Annotated in this window: 24 protein-coding genes and 1 pseudogene; 9 read left to right on the top strand and 16 right to left on the bottom strand. The window is 54.1% G+C overall.

Annotated elements, in window-relative coordinates; all coding sequences use genetic code 11:
* Nucleotides 1–199: 199 nt before the first annotated feature.
* Nucleotides 200–2,224, bottom strand: a complete 2,025-nt coding sequence (gene uvrB, locus FVB43_RS13740; RefSeq protein ID WP_133841179.1) for an excinuclease ABC subunit UvrB — start codon at nucleotides 2,222–2,224, stop codon at nucleotides 200–202.
* A 914-nt stretch (nucleotides 2,225–3,138) separates the two neighbouring features.
* Here uvrB and FVB43_RS13735 point away from each other — a divergent pair.
* Nucleotides 3,139–3,855, top strand: a complete 717-nt coding sequence (locus FVB43_RS13735; RefSeq protein ID WP_133841180.1) for an ABC transporter ATP-binding protein — start codon at nucleotides 3,139–3,141, stop codon at nucleotides 3,853–3,855.
* Nucleotides 3,856–3,939: 84 nt separating this feature from the next.
* Here the strand turns inward: FVB43_RS13735 and bioD are convergent, their stop codons facing one another.
* From bioD to bioB, 4 genes are read right to left on the bottom strand one after another with little or no spacing between them, the layout of a single operon-like run.
* Complete coding sequence (gene bioD, locus FVB43_RS13730) at nucleotides 3,940–4,608, bottom strand: dethiobiotin synthase (RefSeq protein WP_167864148.1); 669 nt, start codon at nucleotides 4,606–4,608, stop codon at nucleotides 3,940–3,942.
* Nucleotides 4,601–5,359 (bottom strand): malonyl-ACP O-methyltransferase BioC, encoded by a 759-nt coding sequence (gene bioC / locus FVB43_RS13725; RefSeq protein WP_133841182.1) that lies wholly within the window; start codon nucleotides 5,357–5,359, stop codon nucleotides 4,601–4,603. The genes bioD and bioC overlap by 8 nt, the downstream gene beginning before the upstream one ends.
* Nucleotides 5,343–6,494: an 8-amino-7-oxononanoate synthase gene (bioF, locus tag FVB43_RS13720; protein WP_167864147.1), complete on the bottom strand. Its 1,152-nt coding sequence runs from the start codon at nucleotides 6,492–6,494 to the stop codon at nucleotides 5,343–5,345. The genes bioC and bioF overlap by 17 nt, the downstream gene beginning before the upstream one ends.
* Complete coding sequence (bioB, locus tag FVB43_RS13715) at nucleotides 6,494–7,525, bottom strand: biotin synthase BioB (protein WP_167864146.1); 1,032 nt, start codon at nucleotides 7,523–7,525, stop codon at nucleotides 6,494–6,496. The genes bioF and bioB overlap by 1 nt, the downstream gene beginning before the upstream one ends.
* A gap of 89 nt (nucleotides 7,526–7,614) precedes the next feature.
* Between bioB and bioA the strand changes: the two genes are divergently transcribed.
* The 4 genes from bioA (at nucleotide 7,615) to FVB43_RS13695 (ending at nucleotide 11,204) form a co-directional block, all read left to right on the top strand.
* Entirely contained in the window at nucleotides 7,615–8,901 is a 1,287-nt protein-coding gene (gene bioA / locus FVB43_RS13710) for an adenosylmethionine--8-amino-7-oxononanoate transaminase (RefSeq protein WP_133841185.1), read from the top strand.
* 90 nt (nucleotides 8,902–8,991) lie between these two features.
* The gene (locus tag FVB43_RS13705; protein WP_167864145.1) at nucleotides 8,992–10,038 is read left to right on the top strand and encodes an NADP-dependent oxidoreductase; all 1,047 of its coding nucleotides are present in this window, start codon (nucleotides 8,992–8,994) and stop codon (nucleotides 10,036–10,038) included.
* Complete coding sequence (locus FVB43_RS13700) at nucleotides 10,035–10,715, top strand: type 1 glutamine amidotransferase domain-containing protein (protein ID WP_133841187.1); 681 nt, start codon at nucleotides 10,035–10,037, stop codon at nucleotides 10,713–10,715. Before FVB43_RS13705 ends, FVB43_RS13700 begins: the two co-directional genes overlap by 4 nt.
* 12 nt (nucleotides 10,716–10,727) lie before the next feature.
* A complete protein-coding gene (locus tag FVB43_RS13695) occupies nucleotides 10,728–11,204 on the top strand; it encodes a kinase inhibitor (protein ID WP_159338062.1) in 477 nt (158 codons plus the stop codon).
* Between the two features lie 70 nt (nucleotides 11,205–11,274).
* Here the strand turns inward: FVB43_RS13695 and ampC are convergent, their stop codons facing one another.
* Nucleotides 11,275–12,390 carry a class C beta-lactamase gene (ampC, locus tag FVB43_RS13690; RefSeq protein ID WP_159338125.1) on the bottom strand — a complete coding sequence of 372 codons (1,116 nt, stop codon included), beginning with the start codon at nucleotides 12,388–12,390 and terminating at the stop codon, nucleotides 11,275–11,277.
* A 134-nt stretch (nucleotides 12,391–12,524) separates the two neighbouring features.
* Here ampC and ampR point away from each other — a divergent pair, with 134 nt between their 5' ends.
* Nucleotides 12,525–13,403 (top strand): LysR family transcriptional regulator AmpR, encoded by an 879-nt coding sequence (gene ampR, locus FVB43_RS13685; RefSeq protein WP_133841189.1) that lies wholly within the window; start codon nucleotides 12,525–12,527, stop codon nucleotides 13,401–13,403.
* Nucleotides 13,404–13,464: 61 nt separating this feature from the next.
* Here ampR and FVB43_RS13680 read toward each other — a convergent pair whose 3' ends face one another.
* The 6 genes and pseudogenes from FVB43_RS13680 to pgl all read right to left on the bottom strand — a co-directional run bounded on the left by FVB43_RS13680 (nucleotide 13,465) and on the right by pgl (nucleotide 17,527).
* Nucleotides 13,465–13,929: a DUF943 family protein gene (locus FVB43_RS13680; protein ID WP_133841190.1), complete on the bottom strand. Its 465-nt coding sequence runs from the start codon at nucleotides 13,927–13,929 to the stop codon at nucleotides 13,465–13,467.
* A 94-nt stretch (nucleotides 13,930–14,023) separates the two neighbouring features.
* Nucleotides 14,024–14,485 carry a DUF943 family protein gene (locus tag FVB43_RS13670; RefSeq protein ID WP_337707499.1) on the bottom strand — a complete coding sequence of 154 codons (462 nt, stop codon included), beginning with the start codon at nucleotides 14,483–14,485 and terminating at the stop codon, nucleotides 14,024–14,026.
* A pseudogene (locus tag FVB43_RS13665) lies at nucleotides 14,475–14,801 on the bottom strand (YPO3983 family protein); the annotation flags it as partial. The pseudogene FVB43_RS13665 and the gene FVB43_RS13670, both read right to left, overlap by 11 nt.
* A 47-nt stretch (nucleotides 14,802–14,848) precedes the next feature.
* Nucleotides 14,849–15,310 carry a DUF943 family protein gene (locus FVB43_RS13660; RefSeq protein WP_167864144.1) on the bottom strand — a complete coding sequence of 154 codons (462 nt, stop codon included), beginning with the start codon at nucleotides 15,308–15,310 and terminating at the stop codon, nucleotides 14,849–14,851.
* A complete protein-coding gene (locus FVB43_RS13655) occupies nucleotides 15,300–16,145 on the bottom strand; it encodes a YPO3983 family protein (protein ID WP_167864143.1) in 846 nt (281 codons plus the stop codon). Before FVB43_RS13655 ends, FVB43_RS13660 begins: the two co-directional genes overlap by 11 nt.
* Before the next feature lie 389 nt (nucleotides 16,146–16,534).
* Complete coding sequence (gene pgl, locus FVB43_RS13650) at nucleotides 16,535–17,527, bottom strand: 6-phosphogluconolactonase (RefSeq protein WP_167864142.1); 993 nt, start codon at nucleotides 17,525–17,527, stop codon at nucleotides 16,535–16,537.
* Nucleotides 17,528–17,670: 143 nt separating this feature from the next.
* On the opposite strand from pgl, the gene FVB43_RS13645 reads away from it, so the two are divergent.
* Nucleotides 17,671–18,489, top strand: a complete 819-nt coding sequence (locus tag FVB43_RS13645; protein WP_133841199.1) for a pyridoxal phosphatase — start codon at nucleotides 17,671–17,673, stop codon at nucleotides 18,487–18,489.
* Here the strand turns inward: FVB43_RS13645 and modC are convergent, their stop codons facing one another.
* From modC to FVB43_RS13625, 4 genes are all read right to left on the bottom strand, one after another.
* A complete protein-coding gene (modC, locus tag FVB43_RS13640) occupies nucleotides 18,490–19,548 on the bottom strand; it encodes a molybdenum ABC transporter ATP-binding protein ModC (RefSeq protein ID WP_133841200.1) in 1,059 nt (352 codons plus the stop codon). It abuts the gene before it with no gap.
* A complete protein-coding gene (gene modB / locus FVB43_RS13635) occupies nucleotides 19,548–20,237 on the bottom strand; it encodes a molybdate ABC transporter permease subunit (RefSeq protein WP_133841201.1) in 690 nt (229 codons plus the stop codon). Before modB ends, modC begins: the two co-directional genes overlap by 1 nt.
* Nucleotides 20,238–20,386: 149 nt before the next feature.
* Nucleotides 20,387–21,154 carry a molybdate ABC transporter substrate-binding protein gene (gene modA, locus FVB43_RS13630; RefSeq protein WP_167864141.1) on the bottom strand — a complete coding sequence of 256 codons (768 nt, stop codon included), beginning with the start codon at nucleotides 21,152–21,154 and terminating at the stop codon, nucleotides 20,387–20,389.
* Between the two features lie 152 nt (nucleotides 21,155–21,306).
* The gene (locus tag FVB43_RS13625) at nucleotides 21,307–21,471 is read right to left on the bottom strand and encodes an AcrZ family multidrug efflux pump-associated protein (protein WP_133841203.1); all 165 of its coding nucleotides are present in this window, start codon (nucleotides 21,469–21,471) and stop codon (nucleotides 21,307–21,309) included.
* Nucleotides 21,472–21,618: 147 nt separating this feature from the next.
* Here FVB43_RS13625 and modE point away from each other — a divergent pair, with 147 nt between their 5' ends.
* Both modE and modF read left to right on the top strand, forming a co-directional pair.
* Complete coding sequence (modE, locus tag FVB43_RS13620; RefSeq protein WP_133841204.1) at nucleotides 21,619–22,398, top strand: molybdenum-dependent transcriptional regulator; 780 nt, start codon at nucleotides 21,619–21,621, stop codon at nucleotides 22,396–22,398.
* Between the two features lie 19 nt (nucleotides 22,399–22,417).
* Nucleotides 22,418–23,893, top strand: coding sequence for a molybdate ABC transporter ATP-binding protein ModF (modF, locus tag FVB43_RS13615; RefSeq protein WP_133841205.1), 1,476 nt, complete (start codon nucleotides 22,418–22,420; stop codon nucleotides 23,891–23,893).
* Nucleotides 23,894–23,910: the final 17 nt, after the last annotated feature.

Here is a 23,910-nt window from a genome sequence, read left to right as displayed (position 1 = left end):
CCAGGGCGGCGGCGACTGGCCGCCCTGGGTCGCTCAGCCCGCGCAGCGGGAAAGCGAAACGCCCTTGACGTTGACCTGAACCATCGTGCAGGCCCGCGTCACTGGCCGACCGGAAAAGAAGGTGGCTGCAAATAATGCAGGTCTTGTTTTGTGGGGATCCCTCAGGGGTCGCCCCTACAGAATCGGGTCAGACCCTACGCTAAGATGCCGCGATAAACAGTTCGCGCACCTTGTGTAGTTGGTCGCGTACCTGGGCGGCCTCTTCGAACTCCAGATTCTGTGCATGCTTTTGCATTTGAGCTTCCAACTGGTGGATGCGTTTCTGCAATCCACCCGGCGACAGATCAACATACTCAGGATCGTCTTCCACAATGCTGCGCCCTTTCATGCTGCGCACCTTCGCTTTGTTCTTCGCCAGCCCCTGGCCCAACTCCAGAATGTCCGCGATTTTCTTATTCAGGCCCTGCGGTACAATGCCGTTTTCCAGGTTGTGCTGCTCCTGCTTTTCACGACGCCGTTCCGTTTCACTGATCGCACGTGCCATAGACGGCGTGATTTTATCACCGTAGAGGATCGCCTTACCGTTAAGGTTACGCGCCGCGCGGCCAATGGTCTGGATCAGTGAGCGTTCAGAGCGCAGGAAGCCCTCTTTATCCGCATCGAGGATTGCCACCAGCGACACTTCGGGCATATCCAGCCCTTCACGCAGCAGGTTAATCCCCACCAGCACATCAAACTCACCGAGGCGCAGGTCGCGGATAATCTCCACGCGCTCCACGGTATCGATATCTGAGTGCAGGTACCGCACCCGCTCGCCGTGTTCTTCCAGATACTCGGTGAGATCCTCTGCCATACGTTTGGTCAGCACCGTGACCAGCACGCGCTCGTTTATCACCACGCGTTTACGGATCTCAGACAGCAGATCGTCGACCTGCGTCCCTACCGGGCGCACCTCAATGGTCGGGTCAAGCAAGCCGGTGGGACGCACCACCTGATCCACTACGTCCCCACCCGATTTCTCCAGCTCATAGTTGCCAGGAGTCGCGGACACATAGATGGTTTGCGGCGCCAGCGCTTCAAACTCTTCAAATTTCATCGGGCGGTTATCCAGCGCTGATGGCAGGCGGAAACCGTACTCGACCAGCGTCTCTTTACGCGCCCGGTCGCCGCGATACATCCCGCCGATTTGTGGGATCGTCACGTGGGATTCATCAATGACCAGCAGGCCATCGGCGGGCAAATAGTCAAACAGCGTAGGCGGTGCCTCACCAGGACCACGCCCGGAAAGATAGCGGGAGTAGTTTTCAATGCCCGAGCAGTAACCCAGCTCGTTCATCATCTCCAGGTCAAACTGGGTTCGCTGGCTGATTCGCTGCTCTTCCAGCAGCTTATTGTTAGCCAGCAGCACCTGTTTACGGTCAACCAGCTCCACTTTGATCTCTTCCATCGCCTGCAGAATGCGCTCACGCGGGGTCACATAGTGGGTTTTGGGGTAGATGGTATAACGCGGCACCACCGAGTCAATCTGCCCGGTTAGCGGATCGAAAATGGATAAGCGTTCGACTTCTTCATCAAACAGCTCAATGCGCAGCGCATAGTCGTCAGACTCTGCCGGGAAGATATCGATGACTTCACCGCGCACGCGGAACGTGCCGCGCTGGAAAGCCTGGTCATTGCGGGTGTATTGCAGCTCGGCAAGACGACGCAGGATCGCGCGCTGGTCAATAACCATGCCACGTGACAGGTGCAGCATCATTTTCAGATAGAGGTCCGGGTCACCCAGGCCGTAAATTGCTGACACTGAGGCCACCACAATCACATCGCGCCGTTCGAGCAGGGCTTTGGTGGCAGAAAGACGCATCTGCTCAATGTGTTCGTTTACCGAGGCATCTTTTTCGATAAAGGTGTCAGAACTGGGGACATAGGCTTCAGGCTGGTAATAGTCGTAGTAAGAGACAAAGTACTCCACCGCGTTATCAGGGAAGAACTCTTTCATCTCGCCGTAAAGCTGTGCCGCCAGCGTCTTATTGGGTGCCAGTACCATCGTCGGTCGATTGAGATCGGCAATCACGTTGGCAATCGTAAAGGTTTTACCTGATCCGGTTACGCCCAATAACGTTTGATGCGCCAGGCCATCTTCCAGCCCCTCTTCCAGGCGGCGAATCGCTTCCGGCTGATCGCCAGAAGGTTTGAAATCGGAGTTGAGTTTAAACACTTTGCTCATAACAGGCTACCTGATGAAGAGGGACGCGAACCGGACTGTAATTCTACTCTGCCGTGACGATTTTGCCAGCAAAAAAGGCTGGATAAAATCCCAGGTATTTTTCATACTGCTTCAAAGAAACGCAAAGCCGCACTTTTGCCGCCCGGTGCGCAAACGTATGCGGAAAGTGTCTGAAAGGCTTATCCCCAGATAGTTTAGCCTTTTAACATTTGTCAATAGCCGCCCGCCAAAAGCGCTGATGGATCAACCCAGGATTTTTACCTGTATTGATTTTAAATAAACAATTGATTTAACTATAGTTTATCAATAAGCCGAGTTTCACACCAACCCGAGCCAAAGCCGCGTCCGCTCTCGCATTGCGCAGGTTTTCAGACGTTAATGCACAAGGTTATCCACAGGAATAGTGGATAACTGTTTTCAGCGCCTGACCCGTCTGATGTGTATAAATCGTCCCCACGCTCCCATCTGACCGCCAAATATTTTTTTTTGCTTTTTTTTCGTCACGCAAAGGGGGCAGCAGCAAGGATAAACGGGCAACTTATGCACCGTTTTGAGCCACGTGCGCCTGTCGAATTATCACCTCACATTTTCGGCTCTGCTATTTTACATGGCAGTTGCACCATGACCGTTTCACCTGCGGCACTGGCCCGGTGCAGCGCGCGGTTGACCACGATAAATTGTTTAGCGCCGCTCACCAATACCTGCCGTCAATGTTACCACTTTGTGTATTTTTGGCCTTTTTCCGAACTGGCCTGCTATTTGCAAGCTATATCAGTACCGCCTCACGCTTTCATCACACCAAAGCGAAAAGCGCAAAGCCGCGGGCATTTTTATCAATGCCGGACTGTTTGCCTGACGACAAAGAGCGTAAGCAAAACAGGTGCGATCGATAACTGTCTGAAGGAGAGTGTCAGATGCTCAGTTTACGTTCTATTAATCAATTTTATGGGCAAAACCACATTCTGTGGGACGTTGACCTGGATCTGCAACCGGGCACCTGCACCGGCATTATCGGCCAGCCGGGAATGGGTAAAACCACGCTGGTGAACTGCATTATGGGACACCTGCCCATCAACAGCGGTTCCATGATCTGGCAGGAAGATAACGGCCCGCCGCAGGATCTGTTACTGCAACCGGTAGAGAAACGCGCGTCGCTGGGCATTGGCTATGTGCCGCAAGGGCGCCAGATTTTTTCGCAGATGACCATTGAAGAGAACCTGCAAATTGCCCTACTGGCAGGGGCAGGTATGGAGCGCCACCGCGCAATCCCGCCGATGGTTTACGATCTGTTTCCGGCGCTTTACTCTCTGCGCCATCAGCGCAGCGGCGAGCTGCCGATTGGCCAGCAACAGCAACTGGCGCTGGCACGTGCGCTGGTACTGCAACCGAAGCTGCTGATTCTGGATGAGCCGACGGAGGGGATGTCACCCTGGCTGGAAGAGGAGATGGGCAATCTGATCCATCGTCTGAATCACGACTTCGGCATGACGATTCTGTTGCTGGAGCAGCGCCTGTCGTTTATTCGCCGCGTGGCCGATTACTTCCTGCTGCTGCATCGCGGGCGCAATGTCGCCCATGGCAAAGTTGCCCAACTGGATGACAGCATGGTGAATACATGGCTGACGGTGTAATGACGACGGGTCGACCGGAAAAAAGGGGCTCCCCCTACAGGATATCGTAGGGGCGGCCCCTGTTTTCTGGTCCGCCAGTCAGCCTCAAGGTAGCGTAATAAAACGCCCTAAATCCTCTCTCCCCTGCCCGGTCAGATGCGGGATTTCACCCAGTAACGGTGCGGGTATACGTTGTTTCAGCGTAGCCAGATATTCCTGATGCCGTTGACCCGGCGGCTGAATACCGTTCGCAATCCATCCTGCCAGTGATAAACCGGCAGACTGTACCGCCAGTACGGTCAGCAGCGCATGGTTGATACATCCCAGCTTCATCCCCACCACCAGAATCACCGGCAGCTGCATCTGCTGCACCCAATCGGCAAACGTCAGGGTGTCCGACAGCGGCGTAAACCAGCCACCCGCCCCCTCCGTCAGCACCCAATCCGCCTGCTGTGCCACCGCATCAAGCCCGTCAGAAAGCTGCTGTGCAGTAATCGTCCGCTGCTCCACGGCACTGATAATATGCGGTGAGGTCGGTTCAACAAAGGCCAGCGGATTCACCACATCGTAGGGTAGCCTGACCGCGCTGTTACGTTGCAATGCCAGAGCATCTTCATTACGAATCCCTTCCGGGGTGATCTCACTGCCGGAGGCAACTGGCTTATAGCCTGCGCAGCGATAGCCCGCGGCCCGTGCCGCCTGGAGTAATGCACAGCTGGCTACGGTTTTCCCCACTTCAGTATCCGTTCCGGTTACAAACCAGCGTTTACTCACGTTCCATCACTCCTGAAACCAGTTGATAACTGAGCAGGCAACCGCGCGCATCGCGCGGCCAGACCTGCTCAAGCTGTTGCAGCTGTCCACGGCTCAGCGGCCGTTCATCGCGCCCCTGATGCAGATGAGTGGCACCGATGCCTTTTAACGAACGCAGCAGGCTAAGGACATCCGGGAAGGCCAGCGTCAGCGTATAAGGGATCAGCGTCAAAGCACTTCCCGCCGCCGCCTGTTCAATCCTGCTCAGGCTGGCAAACGCGTTAACCGGCGCCGCCCGTCCGAGCACCTGCCAGGCCTGCTGCACTTCAGCAAGTGACCCGGCGGCAAGCGTAGAGAACAGCACCTGACCGCCCGGTTTCGTCACCCGTTGCAGCTCACGCAGCGCTTGTGATAAATCGCTGCACCACTGAACGGCCAGATTGCTCCAGCAGCGATCAAAGCGGGCATCGGCAAACGGCAGCGCCTCGATATCGCCGGGCTGGTAATGGTCCGCAGCGTGGCTGTTCGCTGCCTGCTGAAGCATTTTTTCCGACAGATCCAGTGCCGTGACCTGATGCCCGGCAGCACGCCAGCGCTGGCTGAACCAGCCGGTGCCACAGCCAGCATCCAGCACCTGCAGCGTGTGACCGGGGCGTGCCAGCGCCATCAGGTGTTCACCGCACTGACGCTGAAGATCCGCATGTTGGTTATAGCAGTGTGCTGCGCGCCCGAAGGCTGCCGCTACGGCCTGCTTATCAACGGTTTGCTGCATGGAGAGCCTCCAGAAGCCGATCGATATCCTCCGTGCGATGAGCCGCACTGAGAGTAATACGCAGACGTGACGTCCCCGGCGGCACGGTGGGGGGGCGGATGGCGCTGACCCAGCAGCCGCGTTCACGCAGCCGCTGCGACAATGTCAGCGCCGCCTGTTCATCACCGACCATCAGGGGCTGGATGGCACTGTCGGAGGATGCCAGTGACCAGGGCAAACCAGCCGCCTGCTGGCGGAAGTAGTGAATGTTGGCCGACAGCTGCTCGCGCAGACCCTCGCCTTGCCGGATACAGCCGAGGGCCGCCTGCAGTGCGCAGACCTGCGCAGGCGGCATCGCGGTGCTGTAAATCAGGTGACGGGCAAACTGCAGCAGGTACTCGGCAGTGTCCTCATTGCACAGCACCGCTGCGCCGCTGACACCAAAGGCTTTGCCGAAGGTGACAATAAGCAGCTCCGGTTTCACCCCCTGCTGCCAGCAGCTGCCGCGCCCGTGCTCGCCGCAGACGCCGATACCGTGCGCATCATCCACCAGCAGCCAGCCGCCCTGTGCCAGAGAGAGCTGATGCAGTTCTGCCAGCGGGGCACGGTCGCCGTCCATACTAAAAATCCCCTCCGTCACAACCAGCGTTTCGCCGTTGGCAGGCAGAACCAGCAGCTGCGCCAGTGCCGACGACTGATTATGCGCGAAGCGCCGCAGCGTCGCCGGGCTAAGGCTGGCGGCTTCAAGCAACGAGGCATGGCACAGCTTATCGGCGAAGATCCGGTCATTTTTCGCCATCATCGCCGTGATAACGGCCTGGTTCGCCGCAAATCCTGAAATAAACAGTAATCCGCGATCGTATCCCAGCCAGTCGGCCAGCTCACTTTCCAGTGCGGCCTGAGGGGCGCGATAGCCGGTCACATGCGCCGAACCGCCTGCGCCAACGCCATAGCGTGCAGCGCCCTGCTGCCATGCGCTGATGATGCGGGCATCGTGGCTTAATCCGAGGTAATCATTCGCTGAGAAGTTCAGATAGTCCTGCTCCGCCACCCGCAGGCTGCGTGCATCCCCTTGCTGGCTAGGGTGGCGCTGGCGGTACTGCCCGCTGCTGCGCCGGGCGGTCAGTGCCTGTTCAATACGCTGTGACCAGCTCATTACAGCGCCGCGTTGTAGAACAGGTCGGTATCCGCAGTCATCAACTGGGCTGCCAGCGCCTGTTGCTGCTCGTTATCCCCGCTTTCCGTCTCCGTATGCTGCGGGTTCAGGCCCAGCTTGCGGAACAACACCCGGTCTTTGTCCTCTTCCGGGTTTGGCGTGGTCAGCAGCTTGCAGCCGTAGAAAATCGAATTGGCTCCGGCCATAAAGCACATCGCCTGGGTTTGCTCGCTCATCTGCTCACGCCCGGCAGAGAGGCGCACATGGGAATGCGGCATCATGATGCGCGCCACCGCAATGGTGCGTACAAAATCGAAGGGATCGACGTCATCGTTATCCGCCAGCGGGGTGCCTTTGACTTTGACCAGCATATTGATTGGCACGCTCTCCGGCGGGGTTGGCAGGTTGGCCAGCTGCACCAGCAGGCCAGCACGATCGCTGACTGTTTCTCCCAGCCCGACGATGCCACCGGAACAGACTTTGATCCCGGCATCGCGCACTTTGCCCAGCGTATCCAGTCGCTCCTGATAGCTACGGGTGGTGATGATGCTGCCGTAAAACTCCGGCGAGGTATCCAGGTTATGGTTATAAAAATCCAGCCCGGCATGCGCCAGTCGCTGCGCCTGCTGCTCGCTCAAGGTGCCCAGCGTCATGCAGGTCTCCATCCCCATCGCTTTTACCCCCTGCACCATCTGCTCCAGGTAAGGCATATCGCGCTCGTGCGGGTTTTTCCATGCGGCGCCCATGCAGAAGCGTCCGGATCCGGCGGCCTTGGCTTTACGCGCTGAACTGAGCACCTCCTCCACTTCCATCAGGCGTTCGGAGGTTAGCCCGGTTTTATAACGCGAGCTTTGCGGACAGTATTTACAGTCTTCGGGGCAGGCCCCGGTTTTGATCGACAGCAGCGTGCTGACCTGCACCTGACGCGGATCAAAGTACTGGCGATGGATTTGCTGCGCCTCAAACATCAGTTCGAGAAAAGGTTTATCAAACAGCGCCTGTGCCTGAGAAAGGGTCCAACGAGTTGCCATTGCTTGCTCCAAAAAAGTCTGTCATTTGTCTTCACGGCCTGGTTATACTTGTAAACTAAATTTTTTATTTTTGGTTTACAAGTGATTTTATGACCCCTGACGATCTCGCCTTTGACCGTGAGCATATCTGGCACCCTTACACCTCCATGAGCCAGCCGCTTCCCTGCTACCCGGTGGTCGCTGCCGCTGGCACCTCGCTGGAACTGGCGGATGGCCGCCAGCTGGTGGACGGCATGTCCTCGTGGTGGGCGGCGATCCACGGCTACAACCATCCGCGCCTTAACCAGGCGTTACAGACGCAGATGGCGCAGATGTCCCATGTGATGTTCGGCGGCGTCACGCATCCGGCGGCGGTTGCGCTGTGTCGTCGTCTGGTGGCGATGACGCCACAGAATCTGACGTGCGTATTCCTGGCAGACTCGGGGTCCGTCGCCGTTGAAGTGTCGATGAAAATGGCGTTGCAGTACTGGCAGGCGAAGGGCGAAAAACGCCAGCGTTTCCTCACCCTGCGTAACGGCTATCATGGCGATACCTTTGCGGCGATGTCGGTGTGCGACCCGCAAAACTCCATGCACAGCCTGTATCAGGGCTATCTGCCGGAGCATCTTTTTGCACCCGCGCCGCCGCGTTTCGATCAACCGTGGCAGGCACAAGATGCCAATGAGCTGGAATCGTTGATTGTTGAGCATCATCGCCAGCTGGCGGCGGTGATCCTCGAACCTATCGTGCAGGGTGCAGGCGGCATGCGCTTTTATCATCCGCGCTATCTGCAACGGGTGCGTGAGCTGTGTGACCGCTATCAGCTGTTGCTGATCGCCGATGAGATCGCGACCGGATTTGGCCGTACCGGCAAGTTGTTCGCCTGTGAACATGCGGCCATCAGCCCGGACATTCTCTGCGTGGGGAAAGCGCTGACCGGCGGCACCATGACGCTCTCAGCAGCCCTGACGACACGCCAGGTGGCAGACACCATCAGCAACGGCGCCGCCGGTTGCTTTATGCACGGTCCAACATTTATGGGCAATCCGCTGGCCTGCGCCGTGGCATCAGAGAGCCTGGCAATATTGCAGGAGAACCACTGGCAGGCGCAGGTGGCAAACATTGAGCGACAGCTACGCACAGCACTGTTGCCCTTGAGCACACAGCCGGAAGTGGCCGATGTGCGGGTGCTGGGGGCGATTGGCGTGGTGGAGACGCACAGAAGCGTCAATATGGCGGCGATGCAGCAGTTCTTTGTTGAACAGGGTGTGTGGATCCGCCCGTTTGGGCGATTGATTTATCTGATGCCGCCTTACGTGATCACTTCACAGGCGCTGACACAGCTTACGGACGCCGTCAGTGCCGCTATAGCACATCCTGCCCTGTTTAATTGTTAACAATGGAGGCAGTCTCCAGGCAGCCGTCAGCGTGATGCGCTACGCTTTTATCAGGTTTTGCGCGGCCTGCTGCCGCAAACAGGAGATAACATGCCACAAGATAAACAGACCAACCGTCGGCTGCTGCTGGCCTCTCGTCCGCACGGCGCACCGACTACGGCGAATTTCCGCCTCGAGGCACAGCACGTTCCTGAACCCGCTGCCGGACAGGTGCTGTTGCGCACTGTCTGGCTGTCGCTCGACCCTTATATGCGTGGACGCATGAGCGATGCCCCTTCCTATGTGCCACCCGTCGCCCTTAATGAGGTGATGTGTGGCGGAACCGTATCGATTGTTGAGCGCTCTGAGCACGCAGATTTTGCCGCCGGGGACTGGGTGCTGAGTTACAGCGGCTGGCAGGATTTCGCGATCTCCAGCGGAGAAGAGCTGGTGAAACTCAGCGGCCCGGTGCTGAAGCATCCATCCTGGGCGCTGGGAATGCTCGGGATGCCGGGCTTTACCGCCTATATGGGACTGCTGGATATCGGTAATCCCCAGGCGGGAGAAACCGTGGTGGTCGCCGCCGCGACAGGTGCCGTTGGCTCCCTCGTTGGCCAGATTGCCAAACTGAAAGGCTGCCATGTGGTGGGCATTGCAGGCGGTGCGGAGAAATGCCGCTACGCCGAAGACGTGCTGGGCTTTGATCGCTGCCTCGATCACCGTGATGAAAACCTGGCCGAACAGCTGAGCCGTCATTGCGCCGATGGCATTGACGTCTATTTCGAAAGCGTTGGTGGCAAGGTGTTTAATGCCGTGCTCCCGCTGATGAACACCAAAGGACGCATTCCGGTCTGTGGCCTGATTGCCGACTATAACAGCACCGGGCAGCACGCCGGGTCGGACCGCCTGCCGCTGCTGCAAAGCGCCATCCTGAAAAAACGCCTGCGCGTTGAGGGCTTTATCATTACTCAGGATTATGGCCACCGCTTTGATGAGTTCTTCCGCCAGATGAGCCAGTGGGTGGCTGAAGAGCGCCTGGTATTCCGTGAAGATATTATCGACGGGCTGGATAATGCGCCGGAGGCGTTTATCGGTATGCTGGAAGGGAAAAACTTCGGCAAGTTGGTGGTGCGTGTGGCAGGAGATAAACCCTCATGAAGTTATTAATGGTATTAACCTCGCACGATAAACTGGGCGATACCGGCCATAAAACCGGTTTCTGGCTGGAAGAGTTTGTTGCGCCTTATTATGTTTTCCGTGATGCCGGGATCACCGTAGAGCTGGCTTCTCCGCTGGGCGGACAACCCCCGCTCGATCCGGTCAGCGACGAGCCGGATGCACAAACCCGCGACACCGAACGTTTCCGCAGTGACGTGGAGGCACAGCAGGCGCTGGCCCATACGCAACGTCTGGATGCTATCGATGCCAGCCAGTTTGATGCGGTGTTCTATCCTGGCGGGCACGGCCCGCTGTGGGATCTGGCCGAGAATGCCGACAGTATTCAGCTGATCGAAACGCTGTTTGCTCATGGCAAACCGGTGGGCACCGTCTGTCATGCGCCGGGCGTACTGCGTCATACCAAAAAACCCGATGGCACGCCCATCGTTGCCGGGAAACGGGTGACCGGGTTTACCAACAGCGAAGAAGCCGCCGTTGGCCTGACGAATGTGGTACCTTTTCTGGTCGAGGACGAGCTGAAGAAGCTTGGCGGTCAGTTTGAACACACTGATAACTGGGGTGTTTATGTGCTGACCGATGGCCACCTGGTCACCGGACAAAATCCGGCCTCTTCCGCAGCGGCGGCAGAAGAGCTGCTGAAGCTACTACACCAATAAATGGGGGATGACATGAAATTAAGCAGCCAGAATTTTAACGACGGAGACAAGTTGCCGGAACGCCAGGTGCTGAACGCCATGGGTTACCAGGGTGATAATCTGTCGCCACATCTGGCCTGGGACGATGTTCCCGCAGGGACAAAAAGTTTTGTGGTCACCTGTTACGATCCTGATGCCCCTACCGGTTCTGGCTGGTGGCACTGGGTGGTAGCTAACCTGCCCGCCGACACGCGTGAACTTCCCGAAGGTGCCGGTTCCGGCAAAGTCGATTTGCCAACGGGTTCAGTGCAGACGCGCACGGACTTCGGCAGCGCGGGCTACGGCGGCGCGGCCCCGCCTAAAGGTGAATCCCACCGCTATATCTTCACCGTTCATGCCATTGACGTTGAAGTGCTGGAAGTGGATGAGAACGCCAGCGGTGCGTTGGTAGGCTTTAACGTGCACTTCCATTCACTGGGCAGTGCATCCATAACGGCGATGTATGCCTAATTCACGTTAAAATCTAATGTTGAAAGAGGCGGGGGCGTTTCCCTTCCGGCACAATGCCCCCGCCTCACTATTACTCTAAAGCTTTGACTATTTGCATGGCGACTTTTACCCGCAAGGTATTGGGATAGTTTTTATTCGCCAGCATGACAATACCGATCTGTTTTTGCGGGATAAAGGCAACATAGGCTCCAAAGCCCCCTGTAGCGCCCGTTTTGTGTACCCATGATGCCTTCACCCGTGGATGCGATTGCGCATCCCGCACCTGCTGGGGCCCCAGAGCCATCGGACTATCAGCGCCTCTGATGGCCAGTGTTGACTGTTCTGGCCAGTCAAGCATCTCCCAGCCAAGTCCCTGATATAACGCATCAGTGCGATAATAACGCGTCTGGGCAAGTGCCAACCCCTGCTGCAATGTCTTATCCCCAACCTGTTCAGGATTCATATTGGCCTGCATCCAGCGCAACATATCTTTTATGGACGACTTCACACCGTAGGATTCTGCATCCAGCATGCCAGGCGATACGCGGACGGGTTTCCCATCGCGATAACCCCACGCATAAGCATTTTCGCTGGCTTCTGGTACGGTAATAAATGTGTGTGTGAGTTTTAGCGGCGTCAATACACGCTGCTGCATCGCCTGTTCAAAGGAGAGTCCCGTTGGCTTGACCGCGAGCATACCAAAAAGTCCGATACTGCTATTCGCATACTGCCGCGTCTCTCCCGGAGCCCACTGAGGTTGCCACTGTTGATAGAAGTTTTTCAGCCTGTCTTCATCCGTAACGGCATCCGGAACCTGGAGGGGCAAGCCACCTGCCGTATACGTTGCCAGTTGCAGTAGCGTAATATTGCGCCACTGAGGAAGATTAAGTGCCGGCCAGTATTGACTGGCACGATCGTTCAGCGCGATCTCACCTTTTGCCACCGCCACGCCACCCAGCACACCGGTGAACGTTTTACTCACCGAACCCAGTTCAAAAAGGGTGTCCTGAGTCACCGGGAGATGCTGCTCTTTATCTGCCATACCCCAGGTAAAATAGTAAGGTTTGCCTTTTACCAGGACCGCCACTGCCATACCCGGAATGTTTTGCTGATCGATAAGGGGTTTAATCGCCTGGCTGACCGTTGTTTCCACATCAGGAGCCGCCACGGCACCCAATGAGTATGCCGATGCCAGTACAGCCACCATCACAGCCTGAGAACGTAATTTCACTGTTTCTAACCTTCCATATTCTTGAACAGCAGTCAGTTTGACGGGTTTGACAATCAGCAACAAACTGTTAATTTTTACACCTGATAAAAGAAAATCTTACAGGTAAATCCGTGACCCGTCCTTACATCCCTCTCAATGCGCTAAGAGCATTTGAAGCAGCTGCGCGCCATCTAAGTTTTACTAATGCAGCAGTTGAACTGAATGTAACGCATGCGGCCGTGAGCCAGCAGGTAAAGTCGCTTGAGCAGCAGTTGGGTTGCTCGTTATTTATCCGTGTTGCTCGCGGTCTGATGCTGACCACGGAAGGCGAGAATTTGTTACCGGTCTTAAACGAATCTTTTGATCGTATTGCCAATACGCTGGACCGTTTCTCTGCGGGTAAGATGCGCGAAAAATTAAAAGTGGGGGTGGTTGGCTCCTTTGCTACTGGTTTGCTGTTGCCGCGCCTGGAGGATTTCAACCACCGTCATCCGCATATTGAGCTGCAACTGTCCACACACAATAATCGGGTTGACCCCGCAGCCGAAGGTCACGATTACACCATCCGCTTCGGCAGCGGTGCCTGGCACGGCACCGAGGCGACGTTAATTTGTGATGCCCCGTTTTCACCGCTCTGTCATCCCACGATAGCCCGTCAGTTACAGCAACCGGCGGACGTGCATAAATTTACGCTGTTGCGGTCATTTCGTCGTGACGAGTGGAGCCACTGGTTGCACAGTCTTAACGAACTCCCACCTTCTCCCTCACATCCGGTGATGATTTTCGACTCTTCGCTGACGATGATCGAGGCTGCCTTGTTGGGAGCGGGCATTGCGCTGGCACCAGTTAAGATTTTTCATCACCTGCTACAAACGGAGAAAATTGTTCGCCCTTTTGACGCTGAAATCCACCTTGGAAGCTATTGGCTGACACGGTTACAGTCCCAGCCAGAAAGTGAGGCAATGACGATGTTTTCCGACTGGCTTAACAGGCAGTTTAAAGAGAGTTAATGAAGAGTAAGCGGACCTGCCAGATGATCACCCGCAGAATCAATGCTCCTGGCCAATATGATTACTCCTGGCGCTTTCTTTTTACGATGAGTCCATTATCCTGAAGGAAGTAAACCCCGCCACTTACGGTAAAATCTGTTACATTGTATTTATTTCGACCAACCGTAATCAGTTTGTTTTTATCAATACAGTTTTTCGGTGGGTGCATATCTTCAAAACATAATCGGTCATACTTACCCTCTTCTTTATACCCTTTATCGAAATCCCAGAATACAACATGATATCCGCCATCCTCATCAGGTTTAGGGATATTATACTTCTCTTTTAATACCTCTTTATTTTTCAACCACCAGTCCATTTTTCCCGTATCAGTAAGAGGATAGTCTTTAACTAAAACATCACTGTAACTACCGCTCTGATGAATGGCAATAATTTTCACTGGCCGAGACCATAACCATAATAAATATCCAACAATAGCCATGATCACCAGCATTATGGCCTTTATTTTTTGTTTGCTATTTAACATTACGCTCACCTGTAATCTCAATGGTAGCTTCCATATTCGTCATAAACGGTTTAAAAGCAAACTTACTGTCTACTATCACTCCCGAAACTCATCATCAATTCCGTTTTCTTTTTACGAACTGACCATTATCCTGAAGAATATAATACTCGTTACCCACGGTGATTTGAGTTATGTTGTCTTTACTGTGTTGGATGATCATCATCGCATTCTTATCAACGCAGTTGATAGGTGGTTTCATATCATCAAAGCACAGACGATCATATTTACCCTCTTCTTTATAACCCTCATCAAAATCCCACAGTATCACACGATATCGCCCATCCTCATCGGGTTTAGGAGTATTATACTTCACCTTTAGCATCTCTTTATTTTTTAACCACCATTTCATTTTTTCCCTATCAGAGAAAGGATAGTCCTTGACCAAGACAACACTATAACTACCTCTCTGATGAACGTTTATGACTTTCATTGGACGATACCACAACCATAATAAATACCCACCAACGATTATGACCAACAGCATCATGAACTTTCTTTTTTTAGAACTATTTAACACGACGTTCACCAGTAATCTCAATGGTAGCTTCCATAATCGTCATAAACGGTTTAAAAGCAAACTTACTGTAACGTTGAAGGACAAACCAGATACGGAACAGGTTAAATTGCCTGAATTTCCAGTTCTGTATATCCAGATTATCCAGCCCAAAATGATCCTGGATTTTATAGTATACGACAGCGCGAAAACGATTATTTTCCACCTTCAGGGATTTGATAGTAATCTGGGTGGCCCAGGTATCATGCACGCTAATTCCCATCCCGTTGAACCTATCCTTAATGCGATCAAATTTTGGCAGTATTCCGCTATCTATCGCATCAGTAGGATAAGCACTCTTTTTTAATCAACTTTAAAAACATTATTTTAATCCGATTTTCTTTTTACGATGAGGCCATTGTCCTGAAGGATGTAAACTCCATCATCACCGATGAACTTGGTGACATTATATTTATCGCGACTGATTATCATGAGCGAGTTTTTGTCTACGCAGTTTACTGGTGGTTTCATATCCTCAAAACAAAGACGATCGTATTTATCCAACTCCTTATAACCGTCATCAAAATCCCACAGTATTACATGATACCGCCCCTGCTTATCTAGTTTGGGTATATTATACGTCTCCTTTACCATTTCTTTATTTTTTAACCACCATTCCATTTTCCCTGCATCAGTAAACGGATAATTTTTTACTAATACGATGCTATAACTACCACTCTGATGAACGGCAATAATTCTTACTGGACGACACCATAACCATAATATGTAACCACCAATAATCATGATTATCAAAACCATAAACTTTCTTTTTTTAGAATTATTTAACATTACGCTCACCTGTAATCTCAATGGTGGCTTCCATATTGGTCATAAACGGTTTAAAGGCAAACTTGCTATAGCGTTGAAGGACAAACCAGATACGGAACAAGCGAAACTGCCTGAACTTCCAATCCAGGACATCCTGGTTATCCAAGCCAAAATGGTCCTGAATTTTATAATGCACAACAGCGCGAAAACGATTGCCGTCTATTCTTAGCGACTTAATACTGATCTGGGTGGCCCAGGTATCATGCACGCTAATTCCCATACCGTTAAACCGATCCTGAATGCGATCGAATTTTGGAAGTCTACCTTTACCTATCGCATCTGTAAGTACATTTCTTCCGTGTGAGGGATAGTAGCCACTTTCCCAGTCAATATTTTCCGTTAAAGCTTCCTTTAATAAAAATCGAGAGCTATTCCTTTCTGAGCGGTCAGTCAGTATCTGCTCTCTCAATGCCGAATCTAATCTCATGCTACTAAAATCCATCCCTTTCTTATGCTGCATATGGGTGATCATCTCAATGATGTTATCCCGATAGGGACCGTAAAAAGAGAATAATTTTGCGCACTCACGGAACTCATCAAACAGGATATTGATGCACTCCTGTTTGCTAATCGACTCCGCCTTCCAGGCGGATGAGGATGCAGGATAAGTGGGCACTTGCTGGTGCTTTTTTCGTGCCAGCGTCCAGGGATCAACCCTGTCAGAGACAATTGCAAGGCCAAAATCTCTTTTCAGCTGTTCCGCGCTTAAATCACCGCAGCACATGTCATTGGCGCCGAAGTCATCCATACGTTGCTGGGTGGTAAAAATGTTACAGGGAAAAGATAATGCGGACATTGAAAACATTCCTTGTTTTTAAAAATAGTCATCCTGACGCTGACTTCCTGTCAGTTCTCATGCGGCATCAGAGAAAGTGTCATTCAGTTGCCGACAACGTAATTTATCGGTCGCAGTCAGTACATCCTAATTAATATGAGGATAAAAACCAAAAGTGCAGCATAGATCATAATTATTGAGAAATGGTAAAAATACGATTGGAAAAAAATATGCTACTTTTCGTTATGGTTATTTTGACTCAACCCTCTTCATTATTATCTGAGTCCGTTACGCTAAGCGGTAATCAATCATCTTTAATAATGCTTCATGTTATCTCTCTCAGACCAATAAAAAAGGCCAGCCAGAATATGGCCGACCCTTGATATTTACTGACTGAAAAATTAACGCGATTAATCCAGCTGGTGAACCACCACCCACATTGGTCCCTGCCCTACCGCATAGCGTGCCAGCGGTTGTAACAGGCCACGGTCGGCTGTGATTTTATACACTTCGATATGGTGCGACTTCTGCCCTGCTGCCACCAGGTACTGGCCGCTATGGTCGATGTTGAAACCACGTGGCTGCGTTTCCGTAGGCTGATGGCCTTCAACGGTCAGGGTTGCGCCCTCGGTGCTGATGCTGAACGCGGTAATAATGCTGGCGGTACGGTCGCAACTGTACAGATGACGGCCATCCGGCGTGATATGAATATCGGCCGCCCAGCGGGTATCGCTGAAACCTTCCGGCATCATATCCAGGCTCTGTACTTTCTCCACTTCATCTTTACTGATATCCCAGACGTCAACCGTGCTGTCCAGTTCATTCACGCAGTAGGCGTAACGCTGGTTAGGGTGGAACACCATATGGCGCGGACCGGCCCCTTTGGTGGTGTTCAACTCAGACTGCGCTCGCGGCGTCAGTTCGCCGCTGTCAGACAGGTTGAACAAAGCGATACGGTCCTGCTTCAGTGCCGGAACAAACAGCGTCTGATTGGTCAGATCGATATTGGCCGAATGGCAACCTTCCAGACCGTTTACAATCTGCGTTGGTGCATCCGGCAGGCCATCAGCGCCAATCGGGCTGACGCTGACGAAGGCATCGTTATAAGAGCCGACGAAAATGAAGCGCCCCTGGCGGTCGGTAGAAATATGCGTCGGGCTGCCTGTGAGCGGTGCATGGCCCGCTTCTTTCAGTTTACCTTCGGCATCAATACGATAGGCAACCACGCGGAAATCCGGGCGCACGCCGACATAGAGAAACTTTTTGTCCGGGCTAACCACCATCGGCTGCACCTGGCCTGGGGCATCAACCACCTGCAACAACGTCAGTGCGCCGTCATCATTCAGCTGCCAGGCGTGGATCTGATGGCTCTCAGGGCTGGCGGTATAAACAACTTGTTTCATGAATGCTCCTTGTTCTGAACGGGAAATCGGTAAGTGGCTTTTCTCTTCATCTTCGGATGATGCTTTCTCTCTGTGCCGCCAGTTTTGTGGCTGGCGTCACAAGGTGTACACTTATTGACTTCTTTTGAGCCACGGGAACTGTTATGAGCTATCGCATCATCGCCCTCGATCTGGACGGCACGCTGTTAACCCCTTCCAAAACCATACTGCCAGAATCACTGGAAGCGCTCAAAAAAGCGCAACAGGCCGGCATAAAAATCCTGATCGTGACGGGTCGCCATCATGTGGCCATCCATCCTTTTTATCAGGCACTGGCGCTGGATACACCTGCAATCTGCTGTAATGGCACTTATTTGTATGATTATCAGGCAAAAACAGTCTTGCAAAGTGACCCGTTGCCCAAAGAACAGGCGCTGCGCGTGATTGAGATGCTCGACACCGCGGGGATCCACGGTCTGCTTTACGTCGATGATGCGATGCTGTACCAGACAGAAACCGGCCATGTGACGCGCACCATTAACTGGGGGCTGTCACTGCCTGAAGCCCAGCGTCCGACATTCTTGCAGGTCAATAGCCTGGCAGATGCGGCAAGAAATGCGCAGTCGATCTGGAAATTTGCCCTGTCTCATGCAGACACCACAGCGCTGCAACAGTTCGCTGAAAAGGTCGAAGCCGAGATGGGCCTGGCCTGTGAATGGTCATGGCATGATCAGGTGGATATCGCCAAAGCGGGCAACAGCAAGGGTAAACGACTGGCGCAATGGGTGGCCGCCAACGGTTACCAGATGAGTGACGTGATCGCTTTTGGCGATAACTATAACGACCTCAGTATGCTGGAAACCGTGGGGTTAGGCGTGGCCATGGGCAACGCCGACGAAGCCATTAAAGCGCGGGCAAAACGCGTGATTGGCACCAATCTGGAAACCGGGATTGCCGACACTCTCTATCAGGAAGTGCTGTAATCAGGTGGTGATCGACACGCTTTTGATTTGAGCAAACAACCACATATTCGGTTTTATCATCAGTTCATCGCGAGCCCAGGGCGTGATACGCGCCCATAGCTCGCTTTGCCCCACCAGCAGCTTCACTTCCACCTGGTTATCAATCTCCAGCAGTTCAGCCACCTGCGCCGGGATGACGTTGCGGATGCTGCTGTTCACCGGTGGCTTGAGCACCAGCGATACATCGGCGGCCTGAATACGGATACGTAACGGCGTGCCCGCCGGGGAATCCACCCGATTCACCCAGATATGCTGATCGCCAAGCGACAGCGCCGTCATCTGATAATGCGGATGCTGTTCCAGCACCTGCACGCGAAGAATGCTGCTCTGATCACTTCTTGGCAGCCACGGACGCATGGCGCTGCTGGCCCAGACTCTCTCCAGTGCACCAAACGCTTTTACCTTCCCCTGATCGAGCACCATGACGTTATCGGCCAGATGCAGCAGTTCATCCAGGCTGTGGCTGACATAGAGGATTGGCGTAGAAACCTGGCGCGCCAGCGTTTGCAGCCAGGCCAGCAGTTCGCGCTTACGCGGTAAGTCGAGGGACGCCAGTGGTTCATCCATCAGCAACATGTCCGGGGCGGTCAGCAGCGCCCGGCCAATGGCAACGCGCTGTTTCTCACCACCGGATAATGACCACGGAAAACGATCGAGCAGGGATTCAAGCCCCAGCAGTTTGACCAGTGCATCGAACTGCGGGCGCATGCTTTTTACCATGCCGTATTCCAGATTACCGCGCACCCGGTAGTGCGGGAACAGGCGGGCATCCTGAAAGACATAACCAATACGCCGCTGCTCCGGCGGTAACCAGATGCCGGTGGCCGTATCACTCAGCACCCGATCGTTCAGCGTAATGCTGCCCTGCTGCGGTACGGTTAGCCCGCCAATGGCATTGATTAGTGAGGTTTTTCCCGCACCGGATACGCCAAAAATGGCCGTGACACCGCTGGCAGGCAGACTGGCCTTTACCGTCAGGGTGTGGTCGCCCTGCTGTTGAGTAAAATCGAGGATCAGCATCAGAGCCCTAAACGCTTACGACCCCAACGGGTCAGCCATTCGGAAAGGAGCAGGGAAACCAGCGCCAGCAGGATGGCGATCACGCACAGGCGCGCTGTCGCCCCTTCGGCCCCCGGCGTTTCAATCAGGGTATACATGGCAGAAGGCAGCGTACGGGTTTCGCCCGGAATATTGGAAACAAACGTAATGGTGGCGCCAAACTCGCCCAGCGATCGGGCAAAACCCAGCACCGTACCGGCAATAATACCCGGCAGCGTGAGCGGCAGGGTAATGGTGAAAAAGACCCGCCAGCGCCCGGCCCCGAGGGTACGTGCTGCCTGTTCGAGTTTGGTATCCACGGCCTCCAGCGCCAGACGGATAGCGCGCACCATCAGCGGAAAAGCAATCACCGCTGAGGCCAGTGCGGCACCGCGCCAGCTAAAGGCAAAACTGAAGCCGAACCAGTCATAAAGATACTCGCCAATAAAGCCGCGACGCCCGAATCCCAGCAGCAGCAAATAGCCCACCACCACCGGTGGCAGCACCAGCGGTAGATGGATAATGCTGTCGAGCAGGGTTTTTCCGGGGAACTGACGGCGCACCAGTAGCCATGCCATCAGGATCCCAAAAGGCAGACTACAGGCGACTGCGACCAGAGAAACTTTAAGACTCAGCGCTACGGCCTGCCATTCAGGATCGCTTAAAAACATCGTTTTAACCTTTATCTTTTAACCTGCAGCAGTGTTGGCTGCACTCCCTCACCCCAGTCACAGACTTTAGTCAGCTCCTGGGGATTCACTCACTTGCCGCCTTGCTGCAGCTTAAAATATTTTGGTTAATTTATCTTTTTAACCTGCAATTATAATGGCGCGAACCCGTACTTTTTGAACACAACCGCCGCTTCCGGCCCTTTCAGATAGTCATAAAACGCCTTCACACGGGCATTGTTATGGTCGGTGACGATCGCCAACGGATACTCAACCGGTTTATGGCTCTCTTTCGGGAAGATGCCGACCACGGTGACTTTCTTACTGGCTATGGCGTCAGAGCCGTAAACAATTCCGTAAGGGGTTTCATTACGCTCCACCAGCGCCAGCGCCGCACGCACGCTGTTACTGCGCGCCATTAGCGGGGAAAGTTGCTCCCATGCGCCCAGGTTCTGCAACGCTTCTTTGGCATAAATTCCCGCAGGAACATGGTCCGGGTCCCCGACGGCCAGACGCTGACCTTTTAGCAGGCTTTTCCAGTCGGTTGTTTTACTGATGTTCACCGGCTGTGGCTGACTGGCCGTTGGGGCCACCAGCACCAGGTCGTTACCCAACAGGGTCACACGACTGCCATTATCGATCGTTTTCTTCTCGCTGGCATAGTCCATCCACTGCTGATCGGCAGAGATAAACAGATCGGCCGGCGCACCCTGCTCAATCTGGCGAGCCAGCGTTGATGAGGAGGCAAACGAAGAGACGATTTTCACGTCCTTGCCCTTCTCATACTCGCTGGCAATATCCTGCAGCGCATTGGTCAGTGAAGCTGCCGCAAATACAGTCACGTTTTCTGCCGCGATGGCATGGCCACCAACGCTCAGACTGACGGCGGCGGCCAGCCAGTGATTCCATTTTACAGACATGTTTTCTCTCCAGTGGGTTCGTTATGTACTGAATAATATAACGATGCACTGGGATCTGTAACCGTAATTATCGGCATCTGAGGCGAGAAGTTTAGTGGGGCAGAAACGACAACGCCCGGCAGAGCCGGGCGCCGATCAGAAACAGGAGAGATTTACTGGGTAATCTGGTTTTTTTTCGCTGGCTGGTCTTTGCGGTGACCAATTTTGGAAATAACGTTGAATACTTCGCCCAGACCCCAAATCAGACCGAGGATAATCGCCATGACGATTGGCACCATGATAATGGCAACGGCAAGGCCTTTCAGTAACTCCAGCATGGAAACCTCATCTTACGGGACAAAAGAAGCATTGTAGCGGGCATGGTTAAGAAAGCACTGACCTTTTGTGCCTTCGTGCGCAATTTATTTGCCGCGCACTGATAGAATCAACCCAGACCCTTTATCTTGCCCCCTTCCGGAGTTCCTATGCAGGCCGATATTTCCCTGATCCTGAAACTGCAACAACGACTGTTTGCCGACCCACGCCGTATTGAACTGCTGCGCCAGGTGAAAGAGAGTGGCTCGATCAGCCAGGGTGCCAAACTTGCGGGCATCAGCTATAAAAGTGCCTGGGATGCGATTAACGAAATGAATCAGCTGGCCGACCGGACGCTGGTGGATCGCGCCACCGGAGGAAAAGGCGGCGGCGGTGCCGTGGTCACCGCCTACGGCGAGCGCCTGCTGCAACTGTATGCCCTGCTGGAGCAGATTCAGCAAAAAGCGTTTGATGTCTTGCAGGATGACGCACTGCCAGGCAGTCTGTTAGGTGCCATTGCGCGCTTTTCACTGCAAACCAGCGCACGCAATCAGCTTTTCGGCACGCTTATCGCCCGCGATGAGCGTCCGGTGCAGCAGCATATAAGAGTGCAACTGGCCGACGGGCAGACACAAATCCAGGTCGCCCTGACGGAAGTAAGTGCCAATCGTCTGCAACTGACCCACGGCAAAGAGGTGCTGGTGCTGATTAAAGCGCCGTGGATTGAGGTGACTCGCGCTCCCACCCAGGCGGATAATCAGCTGGCCGGAACCGTGAGTCAGATTGAGCAGGGGGAAACCCACAGCGAGGTGTTGATTGCCGTGGGAGGCGGTGAAATCCTGTGCGCGACCGTGGATAATCTGCATATTGTGCAGCAAAAAATCGAACCGGGCGCCACTGTGACCGCCAGTTTTAATGCCGACCGCGTCATCATCGCGACGTTACTGTGAATCGAAAAGGGAAACGAGAATGCCAGTATTGCAGATTCGCCAGGGTATCTTCCGTCTGAACGATACCCGGGTACTTAACCTCAACGACCTGACCCTGACGGCCGGTGAAAGCTGGGCGTTTGTCGGCGCTAACGGTAGCGGTAAGTCCTCACTGGCCCGCGCCCTCTCAGGTGAACTGCCGCCCTCGAAAGGCAGCGTGACCAGCCAGTTTCAACGCCCCACCCGTTTATCGCTGGAGCAGTTACAAAAACTGGTAGCCGATGAATGGCAGCGTAATAACACCGATTTGCTGAGTGCTGATGAAGACGATACCGGCCTCACTGCCAGTGAAATTATTCAGGAAGCGGTACGCGATAACGTTCGCTGCCAGCAACTGGCTGCTCAGTTTGGTATTGAGCACCTGCTGACACGCCGTTTTAAGTATCTCTCGACCGGGGAAACCCGCAAAACGCTGCTCTGTCAGGCATTGATGGCGCAGCCCGATCTGCTGATCCTCGATGAGCCGTTTGACGGTTTAGATGTGGCGTCACGCGCCAACCTTGCCGATGTCCTCGGCAACCTGCAACAGCAGGGATTAACGGTGGTGCTGGTGCTTAACCGTTTTGATGATATTCCTGATTTCATCGATCGGGTGGGCGTGCTGGCTGAATGCACCCTGACCCACACCGGTGAACGGCAGGCGATCCTGGCGGAAGCGCTGGTGGCGCAGCTGGCGCACAGTGAACAGCTGGCGGGCATGACACTGCCGGAAGCCGATGATGCCAGCGCGATCCCATTACTGGCGGAGGACGCACCGCTGATTACGCTGCGCGATGGCGTGGTGTCTTACAACGACCGTCCCATCCTGCATTCTCTCAGCTGGCAGGTGGAACGTGGCCAGCACTGGCAGATCACCGGCCCTAACGGTGCCGGAAAATCGACACTGCTCAGCCTGGTGACAGGCGATCACCCGCAGGGCTACAGCAACGATCTGACGCTGTTTGGCCGCCGCCGTGGCAGCGGGGAAACTATCTGGGATATCAAACAGCATATTGGTTATGTCAGCAGCAGTCTGCATCTCGACTATCGTGTCAGCAGCAGCGTGCGCAATGTGGTGATTTCCGGCTACTTTGACTCCATCGGGATTTATCAGGCGGTGTCCGACCGTCAGCAGGCGCTGGCAAAACAGTGGCTGGCGCTGCTGGGCATGAGCGGAGCCGTGGCGGATTCCCCTTTCCACGATCTCTCCTGGGGTCAGCAACGGCTGGTATTGATCGCCCGGGCGCTGGTGAAACATCCGGCGCTGCTCATCCTCGATGAACCTCTGCAAGGCCTGGACCCGATAAATCGCCTGCTGGTGCGCCGCTTCGTTGATGTGCTGATTGGAGAAGGCCGTACCCAACTGCTGTTTGTCTCGCACCATGCGGAGGATGCTCCGCAGTGCATTACTCATCGTCTGAGCTTTGTCGCTGATGGCGAGGGATATCGTTACACGCAGGACGCGTTGTCACTCTGACCTTTCGGGTCGATCGG

The organism is Erwinia rhapontici, assembly GCF_012271765.1.
In the GTDB taxonomy this organism is placed as follows: domain Bacteria; phylum Pseudomonadota; class Gammaproteobacteria; order Enterobacterales; family Enterobacteriaceae; genus Erwinia; species Erwinia rhapontici.
This window is presented reverse-complemented; position numbering and strand designations above follow the sequence as displayed.